Source organism: Streptomyces sp. NPDC058375 (assembly GCF_042723425.1).
GTDB lineage: Bacteria > Actinomycetota > Actinomycetes > Streptomycetales > Streptomycetaceae > Streptomyces > Streptomyces durocortorensis.
Genome location: NZ_JBHXJG010000201.1, coordinates 1 through 13,791, shown reverse-complemented (window position 1 = coordinate 13,791; position 13,791 = coordinate 1). Strand labels below are relative to the sequence as shown.

The window sequence follows — 13,791 nt, the reverse complement described above, 5'->3', positions numbered from 1 at the left end:
GCCGACGGCAGTAACGGCCTCGCTATCTCCCACAGTCCGTCCGGAACGATCCATCCCCACCGTCCACTTCCCATGAACAGCACAACCGCCAACTGGCCATGTAGGACACGGTCTTAAAGGACTGCGGCTGCGCGAAGCCCACCCGCTGCCCTCACCCGTACTCGATACGTTTCCGGGACGCGCTCGGCAAGCAGCACGAGGAGTCCGGATACGCCACGCAGGATGATGCGATCGAGCGCCTCACGCAGGTGTACGGGGAGAAGAAGACCACAGCGCCGACTGTGGCGGCGGCCCGCCGTGAACTGGGTCAGCTGACGGTCGGGGAGTACGCGAAGCAGTGGCGGGCTCGGCAGCGGAAGATGACGGATTACTCCACGGGGGAGCACGTCGACAGTTCGATCAACGTGCACATTGTCCCGCGTCTGGGGTCGCGGAAGCTGAACGCGGTCACACCGATCGTGGTCGAGCGGTTCCTGGACGAGATGGAAGGCGACGGAGTCGGCCGCGGGAACCAGGTGAACATATTTCGGGTCCTCAAGACTGTCCTGCGAGACGCGTACACCAAGGGGGCCATGGCGGACGACCCGGTGAAGGGGATCCAGGAGCCCGAATACGTTCGGGGAACGGTTGCCGTTCCCTCCCTTGGCTACGTGACGAAAGCACTGGCCGTCGCCGATGAGGACCTGGCGCTGGAGATTGTCATGATGGCGGGATGCGGCCCGCGCAACGGTGAGGCGCGGGCGGTGAACGTCAACAACGTTGTGGCGCAGGACGTGTACCGGGTGCGTGAGCAGATCCATTCCAACACGTTCAAGCCGGCGAAGCTGAAGCACCGCAAGACGGGCGAGTTCCGCGAGGTGCCGCTGCCACGGTCGGTGCGGGACGCGATCGAGCGGTATGCGGAGAAGCACGGCACCACGAAGGGCGGGTATTTGCTGCGCGGTCCGGGAGGCTACTTCACCGAAGGCATGGAGCGGCGCCGGGTGAGGAAGCTCTTCACGGACCTGCCGCCGGAGGAAGGGGGGATTTATGGCTTCCGGCACTACTTCGCCTCGAACGCTCTCGGGAAAGGCATTCCCATCACTGACGTGGCGGAGTGGATGGGTCACAAGTCCATTGAGGAGACGTACCGGACCTACCGGCACCTGATGCCGGGCAGCATCACCAAGGCTGCCCGGGTCCTGGACGCCGGCCTTTGGGAAGCAGCCTGATTTCCGGATTTGAGGAGAAAAAAACAGGTTCTTCGTCTGCTGGTGGTACATGCCTCGCGTGGCCGCTGACCAGCGGAAACGGCCACGATTCGGCCAAGCTGCAGGCGGCTAGTCCGCGTATGGCCCGGAGGCGCTGCCCTCGACAGGGGGCGTGTCACCGGCGGGGACGGAACCGCCCGGTTCCAGGCCGGAGGTCTCGCGGGGGTGGGTTGGGGTTTCCCATGGTCATGTCCACCGGGTACCCCTCCGGGCCGCGCCACACCCCAAAGGCTCGAACGGGGGCATCGAGCCGTAGTGCGCCGCACCCCCTCGAGTGCGGAATGCGGCGTTAGGAACGCCCTGGGAGGGGAACCCGCAGCGCCACCGACCTATCCACCCCTACGAAGGGAAAGCGCCATGGCAACGGCACGCGAGATCATGACCGGCGGGACCGAGTGCGTCGGTGAGAAGGAGAGCGTTCTGGACGCCGCGAAGAAGATGACGGAGCTCGGTGTCGGTGCCCTCCCGATCTGCGGGACGGACAACAAACTCAAGGGGATGCTGACCGACCGCGACATCGTGACCAAGGTGCTCGGCGTCGGCAAGGACCCCGCCAGCTGTACGGCTGGCGAGTTGGCTCAAGGCGAGGCGGTCACCATCGGCGCCGACGACCGGGCGGAGGAGATCCTGCGCACGATGACCGCGCATAAGGTCCGCCGACTGCCGGTCATCGATGGGCACACCCTCGTCGGCATGGTCGCCACCGCCGACGTTGCCCGCTCCCTGCCCGACCCCGACGTGGGCTACCTCATTGAGGTGCTCTCCACCGACTGAGCCGGCCCGCCGCCCCCGCTCCTTACACGCCTCGGCCGACCGCAGGGCCGGGGCGTCAGCGTGGCCGACCGGTCGGCGCTGACACAGGCAGCTGACGGGGCGGCGTAGCCACGCATATACGTTCAGTGATGGTATGGGTGGGGCGGGATAGCCAAGATCCACCTTGATCGCTCGCGCGAAGGGCCAATCGCGACTGAGTTCGACGAGTCGCGGGGTGGCGACCTGTCCTGCCTGGCACAGTTAGGCCCCCTACCACCGACGGCACTTGCAACTCGTCCCGTGTGGTGTGGCGCCGTCCGCTCGGCGGGCCGCCCCACCCCACGCAACGGGTTTCTGACGTGGTCAGTAGTACGAGATGGCTTGAAGCAGGGGTATGTGTTCCTGGCTTCGGAGCACGCGAGCTTCATCACTGCAGAGATCATGATCGCCACCGGAGGCACTCCGCTTCCTCGATCGGCTCGGGGAGCAGGGAATCGGGACAGCAAGAGAACCGGCGCGAAGGAGGAGGCGGGGGCGTGAGTCCAGACGTCGAGCTACGGATCGGGCGACGCAAGGTCAACGTCAAGCGGGCCGACAAGGAGTTGTTCCCGCAGGACGGCATCACGAAGGCCGATCTCGCCGAGCACTATCGGCGTGTGGCGCCACGGATGCTGCCCGAACTGCGCGGCAGGCCCCTGATGCTCGAGCGGATGCCGGACGGCATCGACGGAGACCGCTTCTATCAGAAGGAGGTCTCCGACTACTTCCCCGACTGGATCCGTCGTGCCACGGTCGACAAGGAAGACGGCGAAGTCACGCATGTGGTCTGTGACGACACCGCGACCTTGGTCTATCTCGCGGGCCAGGCGTGCATCACTCCGCACCGCTGGCTGAGCCGCGCCGACGAACCGCGCCGCCCCGACCGTCTGGTCTTCGACCTCGACCCGCCCGCTGACGACTTCGAACCCGTACGCCGAGCGGCGCACCGCCTGCACGAACTGCTCGAGGAGCTGGACCTTCCCTCGGGCCTGATGACCACAGGCTCACGCGGGCTGCACGCCGTCGTACCGCTGAACCGGCGCGATGACGCCGACGACGTGCTCGCGCTCGCACGCGCAACGGCCCGCACACTGGCCTCCCGGTACGAGCAGGAGCTGACGACCGAGCCCCGCAAGGACGCCCGCAAGGGGCGCCTGTATCTGGATGTCGCGCGCAACGGCTACGCCCAGACCGTGGTCGCGCCGTTCGGCGTCCGGTCCAGGCCGGGCGCACCCGTGGCCGTGCCGCTGGGCTGGGACGAACTGGACGACCCCGAACTGACCGCCCGGCGGTGGACGGTGACCGACCTCGGCGACCGCTTGGAGAAGGACCCGTGGGAGGGGCTCGCGCGCCACGGACGCGGCGTCACTGCGGCGAACCGGCGCCTGCGAGGACTGGTACAGAGCGAGGGTGGTGCGAAGTGACGGGCAGCGGGCCGGCTCGGGGGGCGTGCCTTCATGCCCGTTCCACGCACCCGGGGTGGCGATCAGTCCATGAGTAGGAGCGCGGTCATCGTCATCGACATGATCAATACGTACGAGCACCCCGACGCAGACTTGCTTCTGCCCGGGGTCCGCAAGGCTGTGCCCGCTATCGTCCGGCTGTTGGAGCGCGCCCGGGCCGCAGGCGTTCCGGTGATCTATGTCAACGACAACTTCGGTGAATGGCGCTCCCACCACGGAGAGATCGTCGAAACCGCACTCGCGGGTCAGCATGCCGAGTTGGTCGAGCCGCTTCGACCCGATGAGGAATCACTCTTCGTGGTCAAGGCCCGGCATTCGATCTTCTACGAGACGCCCCTGTCGTATCTCCTTTCCCAACTGGGCGTGCAAGAGGTGATCCTCTCGGGTCAGGTCACCGAGCAGTGCGTGCTCTACTCCGCACTGGATGCCCACATCAGGCATCTGGACGTGATCGTCGTCCAGGATGCTGTCGCGGCTATCCACGACGATCTGGCGAACGCGGCGCTCCAGATGATGGAGCGCAACATGGGCGCGGATGTCATGAGCGTGGAGCAGGTCGAGCTGTGAATGGCGGTGAGCACCTGTCGCCCGGCGCCACCAGGAGAAGGCTCCGCGCATCACTCGTGTCGGCGGTGAGGCGCTTGGCGGCATCACGGGCCCTGGTCGAAGACGAACCACCGCTGCCGCGTTAGCGTCGAGGACATGCGTCAGCGAAGCCCTCGTACTACGGAAGGGCGACACGTCGGGATGGTCGCCTCCTATGACTTCACACGTCAGAAGGAGCTGAGCCGGTGGATTCCGCCGAATGTGCAGTGGACGATGACCTACACCGGGGAGGTCCCCTACCGGGATAATCTAGAGCTCGTCTCCCGTCTCGGCCGGGCGGGCCTACTGGCACGGCCCGTCCATGAACTCGTCGAGCGTGGAGCGGAGGCTGTGGCGTATCTGTGCACTGCCTGTAGCTTCGTCGACGGTGTGGTCGGCGAGCGGGCACTGCGGGAAGCGATGCTGGCGTACGGCGCACAGCGGGTTGTGACGACGAGTGGAGCGGTGAGCGACGCGCTCCGTGCTGTCGGCGCCCGGCGTCTCGCGGTGGTTCACCCGTACCAGAGACCGGTCGATGGGCTGCTGGCCACTTACCTCGACACCTCCGGCTTCGACGTCGTGGCCCTCACAGGGCTGAGGCTCGATGCGGTCGAGGACGTCTACGCCGTGGAGAAACAACAGGTGGTGGACACCGTCATCGGGGGAGATCACCCGCGGGCCGACGCCGTGTTCATCAGCTGCACCACGCTGCCCACCTACGACGCGCTTCCCCGCCTCGAAGAACGCCTCGGCAAACCCGTCGTCAGCGCGAACCAAGCCACCGCCTGGGCGTTGCTCGGAGCGGTGGGCGAACGGGCGCACGGCCCTCGCCAGCGGCTCCTCGACCGAACCGGCTGATGTGAGTACCCCCGGCTAGGGCCGCGACTGGAGCCGGAAAGCCTCCATGTGCGGCGGCCGCGGAGAGCCCCAGGGTCGCGGGTGCGTTTCTGCCAGGCTCTCCCTAGGGGGGACGGGCGGGCGAGCACAGAGCTTGTGGTGGGGCCTGCCCTTGCACTTGTGGATCGTGGGGCAAGCCAACGTCAAGCACTGGGTGGGCGGCCTCCTGCCGCTGCTCACCGACGAGGACCCGCTCGGCGTCGACGCCTTCGCCACGCACCCCATGACGCTGGAAGACGGCCCCAAGGCGTACCAGATGTTCCAGAACAAAGAAGACGGAATGATCAAGACGCTCCTCAAGCCCTGAGCCCGGGTCGGCCCATCGGTTGGCCGCGGACACGCGGCCACCAGGGCGGTTCCGTCGGATCCCGCGGGCGGCCCCCGCCCCGGGCCCCCGGCGACTCGCAGGAGGGTGTCGCCGGGGGCCTGCGTCGTCCTCAGCGGGAGTCCGTGTATCCGCCGGTGGCCGCGATGGTCTCGCCGCTGGTGTAGCTGGAGTCCGCGTCGCTGGCAAGGTAGACGTAGGCTGGCGTGATCTCTTCGGGCTGGGCCACCCGCCCCAGGGACGTCTGGGCGCCCAGGTTCGCCAGGTAGTCGTCGGTGAAGCGCTGGCCGGCCAGATTGAGCGCGCTCCACGCGTAGGCCCCGGAGCGACGACGTTGGCCCGTATGCCCTTCTTCACCCGGTGCGGGGCGATGGACTTGGTGAAGACCACGACGGCCGCCTTGGAAGCGGCGTAGTCCATCATCAGGCCGCCTCCCTTGAGGGCCTCTTCCGAGGCCGTCAACTGAGCGAGTCACCCTGATCAGTGCGACCTTCCCGGCCAGCTTGTCCGCCGCCCGGCAGTTCTTGGGAGCGCCCTTGGTGTGGTAAGCCATGCGGGAAAACTCCTGGGAAACGATGTGCCAGTCTGCCCGGCGGGCCTCAGTCGGTGGAGAGTGCGGCGACGAGGCGACCCGCGTCGGGGGCGTCGAGCGCGCGGGCGGCGTCTGCGAGCGCGACCATGCCCACGAGGGCGGTACCGTCGATCACCGGCAGGCGTCGGACCTTGTGCTGCGTCATGGTCTTGAAGACCTCGTCGACGTCGTCGTCCGCGCCGATCGTGACGGCCTCCCCCTGGGCCAGGGTGCCCGTCTCGACCTCCGCCGGAGCGAGCCCCTTACCGAGGACCCGCACCACGATGTCCCGGTCGGTGATGACGCCGATGAGCCGGTTGTTCTCGCCGCAAACGGGCAGGGCACCCACCTGCAACTCTGTCAGCTTGCGTGCCGCGTCGAGGGCGCTTTCGTGCGCCTGCACGCACTGCGCGCCGCCGGTCATGATGTCCCGTGCCGTCGTGGTGGCCATGGCGAATCGCCGTCCCATCTCTGCTTCCGGATGCTCCCGCACGCGTTCGGCGCCGGAACCGTCCCGCTTCGGGTGACCGGGTCCGGCACCGGTGAAACAGGTTGGTCGGAAGTTCCTCACGACTCGGACGTTTTCTGTCCTTGAAGCGTGAAGGAGTGCGAGTGGCCCCGTGCAGTCGGGGCATGGGGCGAAGTGGCATGACGCGCAAGGGCACAAAGCATGATCCGCTGAGGGTGCCTGTGAGCCGCCGGTGGGCTCCAGGTCGAGCCTTGGAGAAGAGCCGAAGAAAGTGAGTTCGATGTGGCGGCTGGACGGACGGACGCTCAGGAGTCGTCTGGGTGGTTCGTACAGTGGCGGCAGTGGTGGGGGCGGGCTATCCACTACGCGGGTTCCGAGCGCCAGAGCGTGCTGCTGGTCACGAAGAGCACCCTGGCGGCCACGCTCGCCTGGATCGTCTCCTACTACGGTCTTGACGCGCAGTCCCCGGCGTTCGCCCCGTTCTCCGCAGTGATGATCATGTATGCCACGGTCTACCAGTCCGTGACACAGTCGCTGCGCTACGTCGGCGCGGTCGCGGCAGGCGTTGCCGTACAGGCGGCGCTCGGCTTCCTCGCCGGCCCAGATCTGCTGACCTTCGTGCTGGTGGCAATCATCGCCCTGTCGATCGGACGCACAAGGGTGCTGGGGGTGCAGGGGCCACAGGCAGCCACCGCTGCGTTCTTCGCGTTCTCCACCTACAGCAGCACCACCGACAACATGACCCGCATCTCACAGCTGGGGCAGATCGTGCTCCTGGTCCTCATCGGCTGCGTCATCGGCACTGCGGTCAACATCACCATCGCCCCGCCGCTGCGCTACCGGAGCGCCGAGTACAGCGTCCGCATCCTGGCCCGAGCGCTCTGCGACCTCACCGCCGACATACACCCGGTCCTGCGCGAGGGCGCACCGGATGCGGACACCACCGCGCGCTGGCGCGAGCGCGCCAATCAGTCGGACGGCCTGATCGCGCAGGCCAGAGCGGGCCTGCGCACCGCCGAGGAAAGCATCCATTACAACCCTCGACGGCTGCTGAAGCGCCATCGCGGGCATCTGACCTTCCAGGGATACGAGACGGTGCTGAACGCCCTGGAACGTACCCTGAGCCAGCTCGCCTCCCTGACACGAAGTCTCGATCAGTGGGGGCAAGAGGAGAGCGAGCACGAGTACCGCCACTTCCTGGACCGGTACGCGGCGTTCCTCGAAGCCATCTCCACGATCGCCAACGCGCTGAGCGCCCTGGACGAGAAGGAACTGGGCCGGCAGACGGAGAATTTGGACGGTCTGGTCCGCGACGCGCTGACACGGCGCCGTGAAGTCGCCGAAGCCGCCGGGGCCCGATCCCTCCCGCTGGCTGACCCCACCCGGCCCTACGGTGCCCTGGTCATCGAGGCCACCCGCCTCATGGAGGAGATCCAGTACACGAGCGACACCCTCCACAGTTGGGTACGGGCGTGACCGGCCCCGGGCTACGCGGGGGGCAGGGGCGTCATGACGAAGCCGCTCCGGGGCGCCGTGGGCATGCGGCGCAGCGGAATACTGAGGTCCTGGTCGGGCACGTCGTAGTGATGGGAGGCCAGTAGGGGGACGAGGGTTTCGAGGACGGTCAGCGTGACGTCCTCCCCCGGGCAGCGGTGGTTGGTGGCGGGGTCGCCTCCACCTTGGGGCACCAGTTCGTCGCGGTCGGGCTCGCGACCCACGAAACGGCCGGGGTCGAAGGTGTACGGCTTCGGCCAGAGATCCGGGTCGTGGTTTTGCCCGTACAGGTCGAGCAGGACCATGCTGCCGGCGGGAATGTCCTGCCCGTCCCAGAGCAGATCGTCTGCGGCGAGACCGCCGACGAAGGGCGCGAAGGGGTAGAACCGCCGGACCTCGTGGGCGAAGGCGCGGGCGTAGGCCGCGTCACCGGCGGCGAGGGGCTTGCGGTGTTCGGGCCAGCGGTGCAGGGCATGCGCGGCGAAGGTCAAAAACCAGGTGACGGCGACCGTCGGGCGGAGCACGTTCAGGACCTCGACCGCCGCAGTACGCGGATCCAACGGTTGCCCCTCGGCGTCACGGTGGGCGGCCACGGTGGCAAGGGCCGAATTCGCAGGAGCCTCTTCCGTCCCGTTGCGGACCGCCTCGACAAGCCGGGAGAGACGTTCCTCCTGACGGCTACGGGCACGGCGGGCCCGCAGGTGACGGGGCCCGGGCGAGGCGAAGCCGTCGACCATGGCCACCAGGTCGTGGGCCATCTCCTCGGTGCCGACGTCGTTGAGGGGCACGCCGGACCAGGCGCAGACGGCGCGCGTGAGCAGCAGGCTCGACTCATCGAAGAGCACTACCTGGTCGCGGCCTGCCCACCGCTGCCGGGCAAGGTCCCACTCAGCCCTCAGGTGCCCCGCAAGGGAGCTGAGCCCGCCTCGGTCTGTGAGCAGGGACATGAACAGAGCCTTGCGTACCCGATGACGCCGGTCGTCGAGAGTGTGCACGGCCCCTCGTCCGAAGAGAGTGTCGAGAACGGGGCCCGGCAACGCGCCATGGCGCTCGATGTGGCTCTCGTCGTAGAAGAAGCGCACGGCTTCAGGGCCATGGAGGGCCACAGCGTTCTTACCCATGAGGCGACAGTGCACCGGCTTGCCGCCGCTGCGTCGACGACGATCGGGCAACCACGCGTATCCCTGGGCCATCAATGCCAAGCTGCTGTCGAACACGTAGAGCCTCCGTCTGCTGCGAACTTGCCGTGCACCGGGTGCTGAGATGTACACAGATGCGCGAGTACGCGGATGGGTTGAGAACGGATCTTGCGAGGGCAGAGGTCAAGCCCCGCGATGGTGGACGTCTTCCTGCGCGTCCTCGTTCGGGCACAGCGCATCAGCCCCCCGCCCCCCGACGTCCGCCACGCTCGTCGCGGCCCCTTCCGCCTCGTGCGGAACCTCCTCGCCGGCCGTGGCGGGGTGCTCCTCGTCCTGTGCGGGCTCGTGCTTGGGACGGTGGGCGCTCATGGGCCTCCTTCATCACGTGGCGTCCGCCGATACCGGGGCGGCGGGCCCGCCCCGGCCCCCGGGGTTGTCGGTCAGCGGCCGAGGGCCTTGGCCAGTTGCTGTTTGTTCATGGACGACCGGCCGTCGATGTTGTGCTTCTTGGCCTCCGCGTACAACTGATCCTTTGTCGGCCCCTGGGAGCCGGTGTGGGAGCGCTCGCCGCCGCGCTGCGACGCGGATTTCTTGTCCCGCGTGGAAGTCTTGCCGGCCGATTTCGACTCGCCGGAACGAGCCCGCTCCTTGTTCACGGTGCGCGCCGCGATCTCCTTCGCACGGCCCTCGGAGGTCCCGCGCTTCTCCGCGCCTTCCTTGATGTGCTCGTACTGACGCTCACGCTTCTTGCTGGAACGCTGCGGCATGACGTACTCCTTCCAGACCGATGCGGGCCACCGGGCGGGCTGCCCGACGCCCTTCCGCGTACCCTCCGGTGAACCTCTCATCCAGGATCCGGAGTGGTCCCATCTGACGCGGAGTCCTGGTAGGTGTGCGAGCAGACAGCGACCGAACGGATGAGTAGGGCGCGCAGTGCGGCGAGAGCGGCCATCGGCCCCTGCCGCGCCCTGCACTCCGTTGGCCCCAGCCCCATTGCAGGTGGACGCCGCCCGGACCACTCACGTAGGCGATGCGATGCCCAACGGCGGCCAGAACAGAGTGCTACTTCTCCGTCGGGTTGCGAGGCGCGAGTGGTTGGGTGGCGGGGCCCTGGAGGACCGATCCGTCCGTGGCGAACCGGGAGCCGTGACACGGGCACTCCCAGGCCGTCTCGGCCGCGTTGAAGGCGACCAGACAGCCGAGGTGGGTGCAGCGGGCCGAGACGGCGTGCGCGGTACCGGCCTCGTCACGGTAGACGGCGCACCGGCTGCCGTGGATCCGTACCACCGCTCCCGTACCCGGGGCGATCTCGGCGACCGAGTCGACGTGGGTGGTGGCGAGGCGGTCACCCACGAAATGACGCGCCACGTCGGCCTGTTGCTTGAGCAAAGCGGGGGCCTCGCGCACCGCGCTCCAGAGCCTTCGCGGGTCGTACAGACCCGCCCACACCGGCTCCTCATCGTGGATGAGCCGGGTGAGGAGCTGTCCGGCCAGCACCCCGCCGCTCATGCCCCATCCACCGAAGCCCGTGGCGACGTAGGTGTGCCGGGCGCCCGGGTGGTAGCGGCCGATCATCGGCACGGTGTCGCTGACGTCGTTGTCCTGGGCCGCCCAGCGGTAGGCGGTGTCGCCCACGGGGAAGTGAGCGTGCATCCACGCGTCGAGGCGCGCGAAGCCGGCGGCCGGGTCGCCCTCACCCGGGGTGAAACCTTCACCGGTCACGATCAGCAGCCGTTGTCCGTCGTCGCCGTGAGGCGCGGTGCGTACGGACCGTTTGCCGTCGTCCTGCGTGAGGTACATGCCGGCCGGATCCTGGTCGGCGGCGAGGGGCGCGGCGACGACGAGTTCCCGGCGTGGTGAGAGGCGGGCGAACAACAGGGCCCGGTCGAAGACGGGATAGTGGGTGGCGACAACAACGTGCCGCGCGGTCACCGTGTGTCCGGCCTCGGTGGTGACCCGGCAGGGGGTTCCCTCGTGCAGGCCCGTTACCCGGCTCCGTTCATGGATCATCCCGCCGTGCGCCCGGAAGTCGTCGGCCAGGGCGAGGAGATAGGCCCGGGGGTGGAACTGGGCCTGTCCCTCGACCTGCACCGCTCCCGCCACGTCGAAGGGCAGCCCGGTCTGTTCGACGTACCGGGCGTCCAGCCCCGCATCCTGGGCTGCGGATGCCTCTGCCTGCAGTGCGGAACGGTTCTCGGGCTGCGTGGTGTAGGTGAAGGCCGGGCGTCGCTCCCACGCGCAGTCGATGTCCAGCTCGTCGCGGACAGCGGCGATCCGTTCGACGGCACCTTGTTGTGAACGGGCGTACATGCGGGCGGCATCGAGCCCACGGGTACGCAGGAGCCGGCCGTAGACCAGGCCGTGCAGGGCGGAGACCTTGGCGGTGGTGTGGCCGGTGACGCCGGCGGCGATGCGGTCGGCCTCCAGGAGGACCACACGAAGCCCGGTGCGGACGAGTTCCCAGGCGGTGCTGAGCCCGGCGATGCCGCCGCCCACGACCACCACGTCCGTCTCCGTGTCCGCGGGAAGCGGGGGCAAAGATGTGGGCGGGCTCGTGGCCATCCAGTACGACTCGTCGCGGCCCGGAAGCGGCTCAGGGGCGGATGTGCGGTGCGTGTTCATGCAGTGCGTGTTCCTCGTTCCGTGGGGAAGATGCCGACAGCCACGGGCCCGGCGACCACATGGGTGTACTTGTGCGCCGTGGAAGCATTTGGGGCTCGCCTCTCACGACGGCGGTGATGGACCCTTGCGTGGTGTGCTCCGTCATGGCCGATGCAGCCCAGGGTCCGTCGTGGTCGCGTCGGCTTTGGTGGGCGGAGTGCGTTCCCGACGTGAGCTGGATCGGTTCCAGCGGATCAGTCCGCGGTCTGCGAACGCGTCGAGCCAGTCGGCCATAAGCCACCACCTCCAGCGGCGGTGGAAGATTTCGGCGTTGCGCAGGATGTCGTCGAGATGCCCTACCGGCGGGCTGGAGACCGGGTGGTGCTGGTGGAAGGCTGGTGCGCCGCCCACCCAGGTGAGCGGGACGCCGGCCGCGCGGGCCCGCTGGCCATAGTCGGTGTCCTCTCCGCCTTACCCCTCGTACTCCTCGCTGAAGCCGCCGACGGCGTGCCAGGTGTCGGCGGTCAGGGCGAAGGACAGTGACCAGAACAGCGTGTGGTCCGTGCCCTCTTGAGTTTCGTCGGGCGCGGGAGCCGGACGGGCGGGGTGGGGCCCGGCGAGCCTCGGCAGGTCGGTCAGGCGGTAGCCGGCCGGGGGCGGGGGCGGCAGGTAAGCGACGGTACCGCAGAGCAGGGAGTGCCGGTGGGCGGGGCCGCGGGCCACCTGTGCGTAGCGGTCGAGAAGCCGTTCACCGGGGACGCAGTCGACATCCAGGAAGACCAGTACTCGGCGCCGTGCTCCAGGGCGTGGGCGGCGCCGAGGTTCCGGGCCCGGGCCAGCGGCAGGGCCCCGTCGCGCACCGGGCAGTCGACGATGGTCGCGGCGGGCCGCCGGTCGGCGAGGACGGCACGCAGGCCCGCGTCGTCCATAGCGACGACGATGTACTGGTCCGGCGTGCGTGAGCCGGCCGCCAGCCCGGCCTGTTGCAGGGCAAGATGCCGATGCGGGCCGGCGGCGAGGGTGATCACGGCGGTGCGCATCAGAGGGCTCGCTCTCCTTGGGCTGCGGCGGCAAGGGCGGTCGCGGCCTGGGCGGCGCCGTCGCCCGGCGCCCAGCGTGACCACAGGTCCCCGCCGAGGGCGCGGACCTGTTCGAGCAGTGCGGGCCACTCCTCGGCCGCCGGCCACCGGTCGGCGACCGCGGCGAGTCGGCCACGCGTCAGGGCGCGCCCCGTCGCTGTCTGTTCGCCGAAGGGCCGCTCCTGCGGGATGACGATGGCCGGGCGGCGCGCGGCGGCGCACTCGGCGACGGCATTCTGGCCCGCGTGGGTGACCACGACGTCTGCTGCGCACAGGGCGGGCCATGGATCGGTCGACCAGCCGCTCCGACCGCCGAGCGTCGTCCACTCCCAGCCGGGGGTCGCCGCTTGCGCGGCCTTCACCTCGCCGGGCAAGACGTCGCTCCCGCCGGAGCCCATCAGCAGCAGCACCTGCCACGGGCGCCCCCGCCCCGTGGGGGTCTCGGCGGGCACGGGGGCGGGCGGCCGTCGAAGCGGGAGAACGCGCCGGTGTGGACCGTCTTGGCTCGCCAGTGCGCCGGCCAGTGGGCATCCTCATGGCCCGCCACCACATCCCCGAGAACGACGCCTTCAACGCCGGGAGGCAGCTCACTCATTGTGATGACTTCCCCACGGTGACGCCCGTGCCAGTCGGCCGTGTCGACGTGTGCCCTAGTACCTCTTGCCTTGCTTTACCCTGCGACTACGCCATGCCCCGATTTATACGGTGACCAGGGTGATGACGACGATCATGATCGCCCCAGTTGGCCAGAAGGGCGTCGGACTGTCGGCGGCCAGGTAGAGGGTCTCCATAGCCTGACCTCTTCCATAGGTTGGGGCTGGGCACCGTCAGCCGCAGCCGCGAGTGGGCGATTACCCGCGATTCGCCGTGGCACGTCACCGCCGACGGCTAAGCTGACGGATGGCGAAACTCCGTGAGGGACAGCACCTTGCTGCGCCCCTGACCAGGCGTAATCAAACTTCGCTGATGCAAACCCGCGTGCGTCAAGGTTCGTTGGGACATGATCAAGGCACGGTGGCACAGGGCAGCATGCCCCGTTATGTTTTTCGTGGTCCTGCAATGGGGCCGCTGGCCTCCGGGTCCGGTATGACTGTTGCCCCCTGTCGAAGGGATGACCTGGGGGGTG

General features: G+C 68.5%; 14 protein-coding genes and 3 pseudogenes. 7 read left to right on the top strand and 10 right to left on the bottom strand.

What is annotated here, in order from left to right:
- Positions 1 to 248: 248 nt before the first annotated feature.
- Positions 249 to 1,211, top strand: a complete 963-nt coding sequence (locus ACFWM7_RS26270) for a tyrosine-type recombinase/integrase (protein ID WP_383264761.1) — start codon at positions 249 to 251, stop codon at positions 1,209 to 1,211.
- Positions 1,212 to 1,319: 108 nt separating this feature from the next.
- Here the strand turns inward: ACFWM7_RS26270 and ACFWM7_RS26265 are convergent.
- Positions 1,320 to 1,406, bottom strand: a pseudogene (locus ACFWM7_RS26265) (DUF6480 family protein); the annotation flags it as partial.
- 201 nt (positions 1,407 to 1,607) lie between these two features.
- Between ACFWM7_RS26265 and ACFWM7_RS26260 the strand changes: the two are divergent.
- The 5 genes and pseudogenes from ACFWM7_RS26260 to ACFWM7_RS26240 form a co-directional block, all read left to right on the top strand.
- Complete coding sequence (locus ACFWM7_RS26260) at positions 1,608 to 2,024, top strand: CBS domain-containing protein (RefSeq protein WP_383264759.1); 417 nt, start codon at positions 1,608 to 1,610, stop codon at positions 2,022 to 2,024.
- A gap of 515 nt (positions 2,025 to 2,539) precedes the next feature.
- A complete protein-coding gene (gene ligD / locus ACFWM7_RS26255; RefSeq protein ID WP_383264756.1) occupies positions 2,540 to 3,466 on the top strand; it encodes a non-homologous end-joining DNA ligase in 927 nt (308 codons plus the stop codon).
- A 69-nt stretch (positions 3,467 to 3,535) separates the two neighbouring features.
- A complete protein-coding gene (locus ACFWM7_RS26250; protein ID WP_383264754.1) occupies positions 3,536 to 4,072 on the top strand; it encodes a cysteine hydrolase family protein in 537 nt (178 codons plus the stop codon).
- A 180-nt stretch (positions 4,073 to 4,252) separates the two neighbouring features.
- Positions 4,253 to 4,948, top strand: a complete 696-nt coding sequence (locus tag ACFWM7_RS26245) for an Asp/Glu racemase (RefSeq protein WP_383264752.1) — start codon at positions 4,253 to 4,255, stop codon at positions 4,946 to 4,948.
- A 166-nt stretch (positions 4,949 to 5,114) separates the two neighbouring features.
- A pseudogene (locus ACFWM7_RS26240) lies at positions 5,115 to 5,294 on the top strand (glutathione-dependent formaldehyde dehydrogenase); the annotation flags it as partial.
- 130 nt (positions 5,295 to 5,424) lie between these two features.
- Here the strand turns inward: ACFWM7_RS26240 and ACFWM7_RS26235 are convergent.
- The 3 genes and pseudogenes from ACFWM7_RS26235 to ACFWM7_RS26225 all read right to left on the bottom strand — a co-directional run bounded on the left by ACFWM7_RS26235 (position 5,425) and on the right by ACFWM7_RS26225 (position 6,334).
- On the bottom strand, positions 5,425 to 5,541 hold the full coding sequence (locus ACFWM7_RS26235; RefSeq protein ID WP_383264767.1) for a hypothetical protein: 117 nt from the start codon (positions 5,539 to 5,541) through the stop codon (positions 5,425 to 5,427).
- A gap of 140 nt (positions 5,542 to 5,681) precedes the next feature.
- A pseudogene (locus ACFWM7_RS26230) lies at positions 5,682 to 5,732 on the bottom strand (hypothetical protein); the annotation flags it as partial.
- A 179-nt stretch (positions 5,733 to 5,911) separates the two neighbouring features.
- A complete protein-coding gene (locus ACFWM7_RS26225) occupies positions 5,912 to 6,334 on the bottom strand; it encodes a CBS domain-containing protein (protein WP_383264749.1) in 423 nt (140 codons plus the stop codon).
- A gap of 405 nt (positions 6,335 to 6,739) precedes the next feature.
- On the opposite strand from ACFWM7_RS26225, the gene ACFWM7_RS26220 reads away from it, so the two are divergent.
- Positions 6,740 to 7,828 (top strand): aromatic acid exporter family protein, encoded by a 1,089-nt coding sequence (locus ACFWM7_RS26220; RefSeq protein ID WP_383264747.1) that lies wholly within the window; start codon positions 6,740 to 6,742, stop codon positions 7,826 to 7,828.
- A gap of 11 nt (positions 7,829 to 7,839) precedes the next feature.
- Here ACFWM7_RS26220 and ACFWM7_RS26215 read toward each other — a convergent pair whose 3' ends face one another.
- The 6 genes from ACFWM7_RS26215 to ACFWM7_RS26190 form a co-directional block, all read right to left on the bottom strand.
- Positions 7,840 to 9,039, bottom strand: coding sequence for a cytochrome P450 (locus ACFWM7_RS26215; protein ID WP_383264764.1), 1,200 nt, complete (start codon positions 9,037 to 9,039; stop codon positions 7,840 to 7,842).
- Positions 9,040 to 9,168: 129 nt separating this feature from the next.
- Positions 9,169 to 9,354, bottom strand: coding sequence for a hypothetical protein (locus ACFWM7_RS26210; protein ID WP_383264744.1), 186 nt, complete (start codon positions 9,352 to 9,354; stop codon positions 9,169 to 9,171).
- Between the two features lie 71 nt (positions 9,355 to 9,425).
- Positions 9,426 to 9,752, bottom strand: a complete 327-nt coding sequence (locus ACFWM7_RS26205; protein ID WP_383264742.1) for a plasmid stabilization protein — start codon at positions 9,750 to 9,752, stop codon at positions 9,426 to 9,428.
- A 295-nt stretch (positions 9,753 to 10,047) separates the two neighbouring features.
- Entirely contained in the window at positions 10,048 to 11,607 is a 1,560-nt protein-coding gene (locus ACFWM7_RS26200; protein WP_383264739.1) for an FAD-dependent oxidoreductase, read from the bottom strand.
- A 614-nt stretch (positions 11,608 to 12,221) separates the two neighbouring features.
- Positions 12,222 to 12,626 carry a glycosyltransferase family 2 protein gene (locus ACFWM7_RS26195; protein WP_383264736.1) on the bottom strand — a complete coding sequence of 135 codons (405 nt, stop codon included), beginning with the start codon at positions 12,624 to 12,626 and terminating at the stop codon, positions 12,222 to 12,224.
- Entirely contained in the window at positions 12,626 to 13,117 is a 492-nt protein-coding gene (locus ACFWM7_RS26190) for a glycosyltransferase (RefSeq protein ID WP_383264733.1), read from the bottom strand. The genes ACFWM7_RS26195 and ACFWM7_RS26190 overlap by 1 nt, the downstream gene beginning before the upstream one ends.
- Between the last annotated feature and the right edge of the window lie 674 nt (positions 13,118 to 13,791).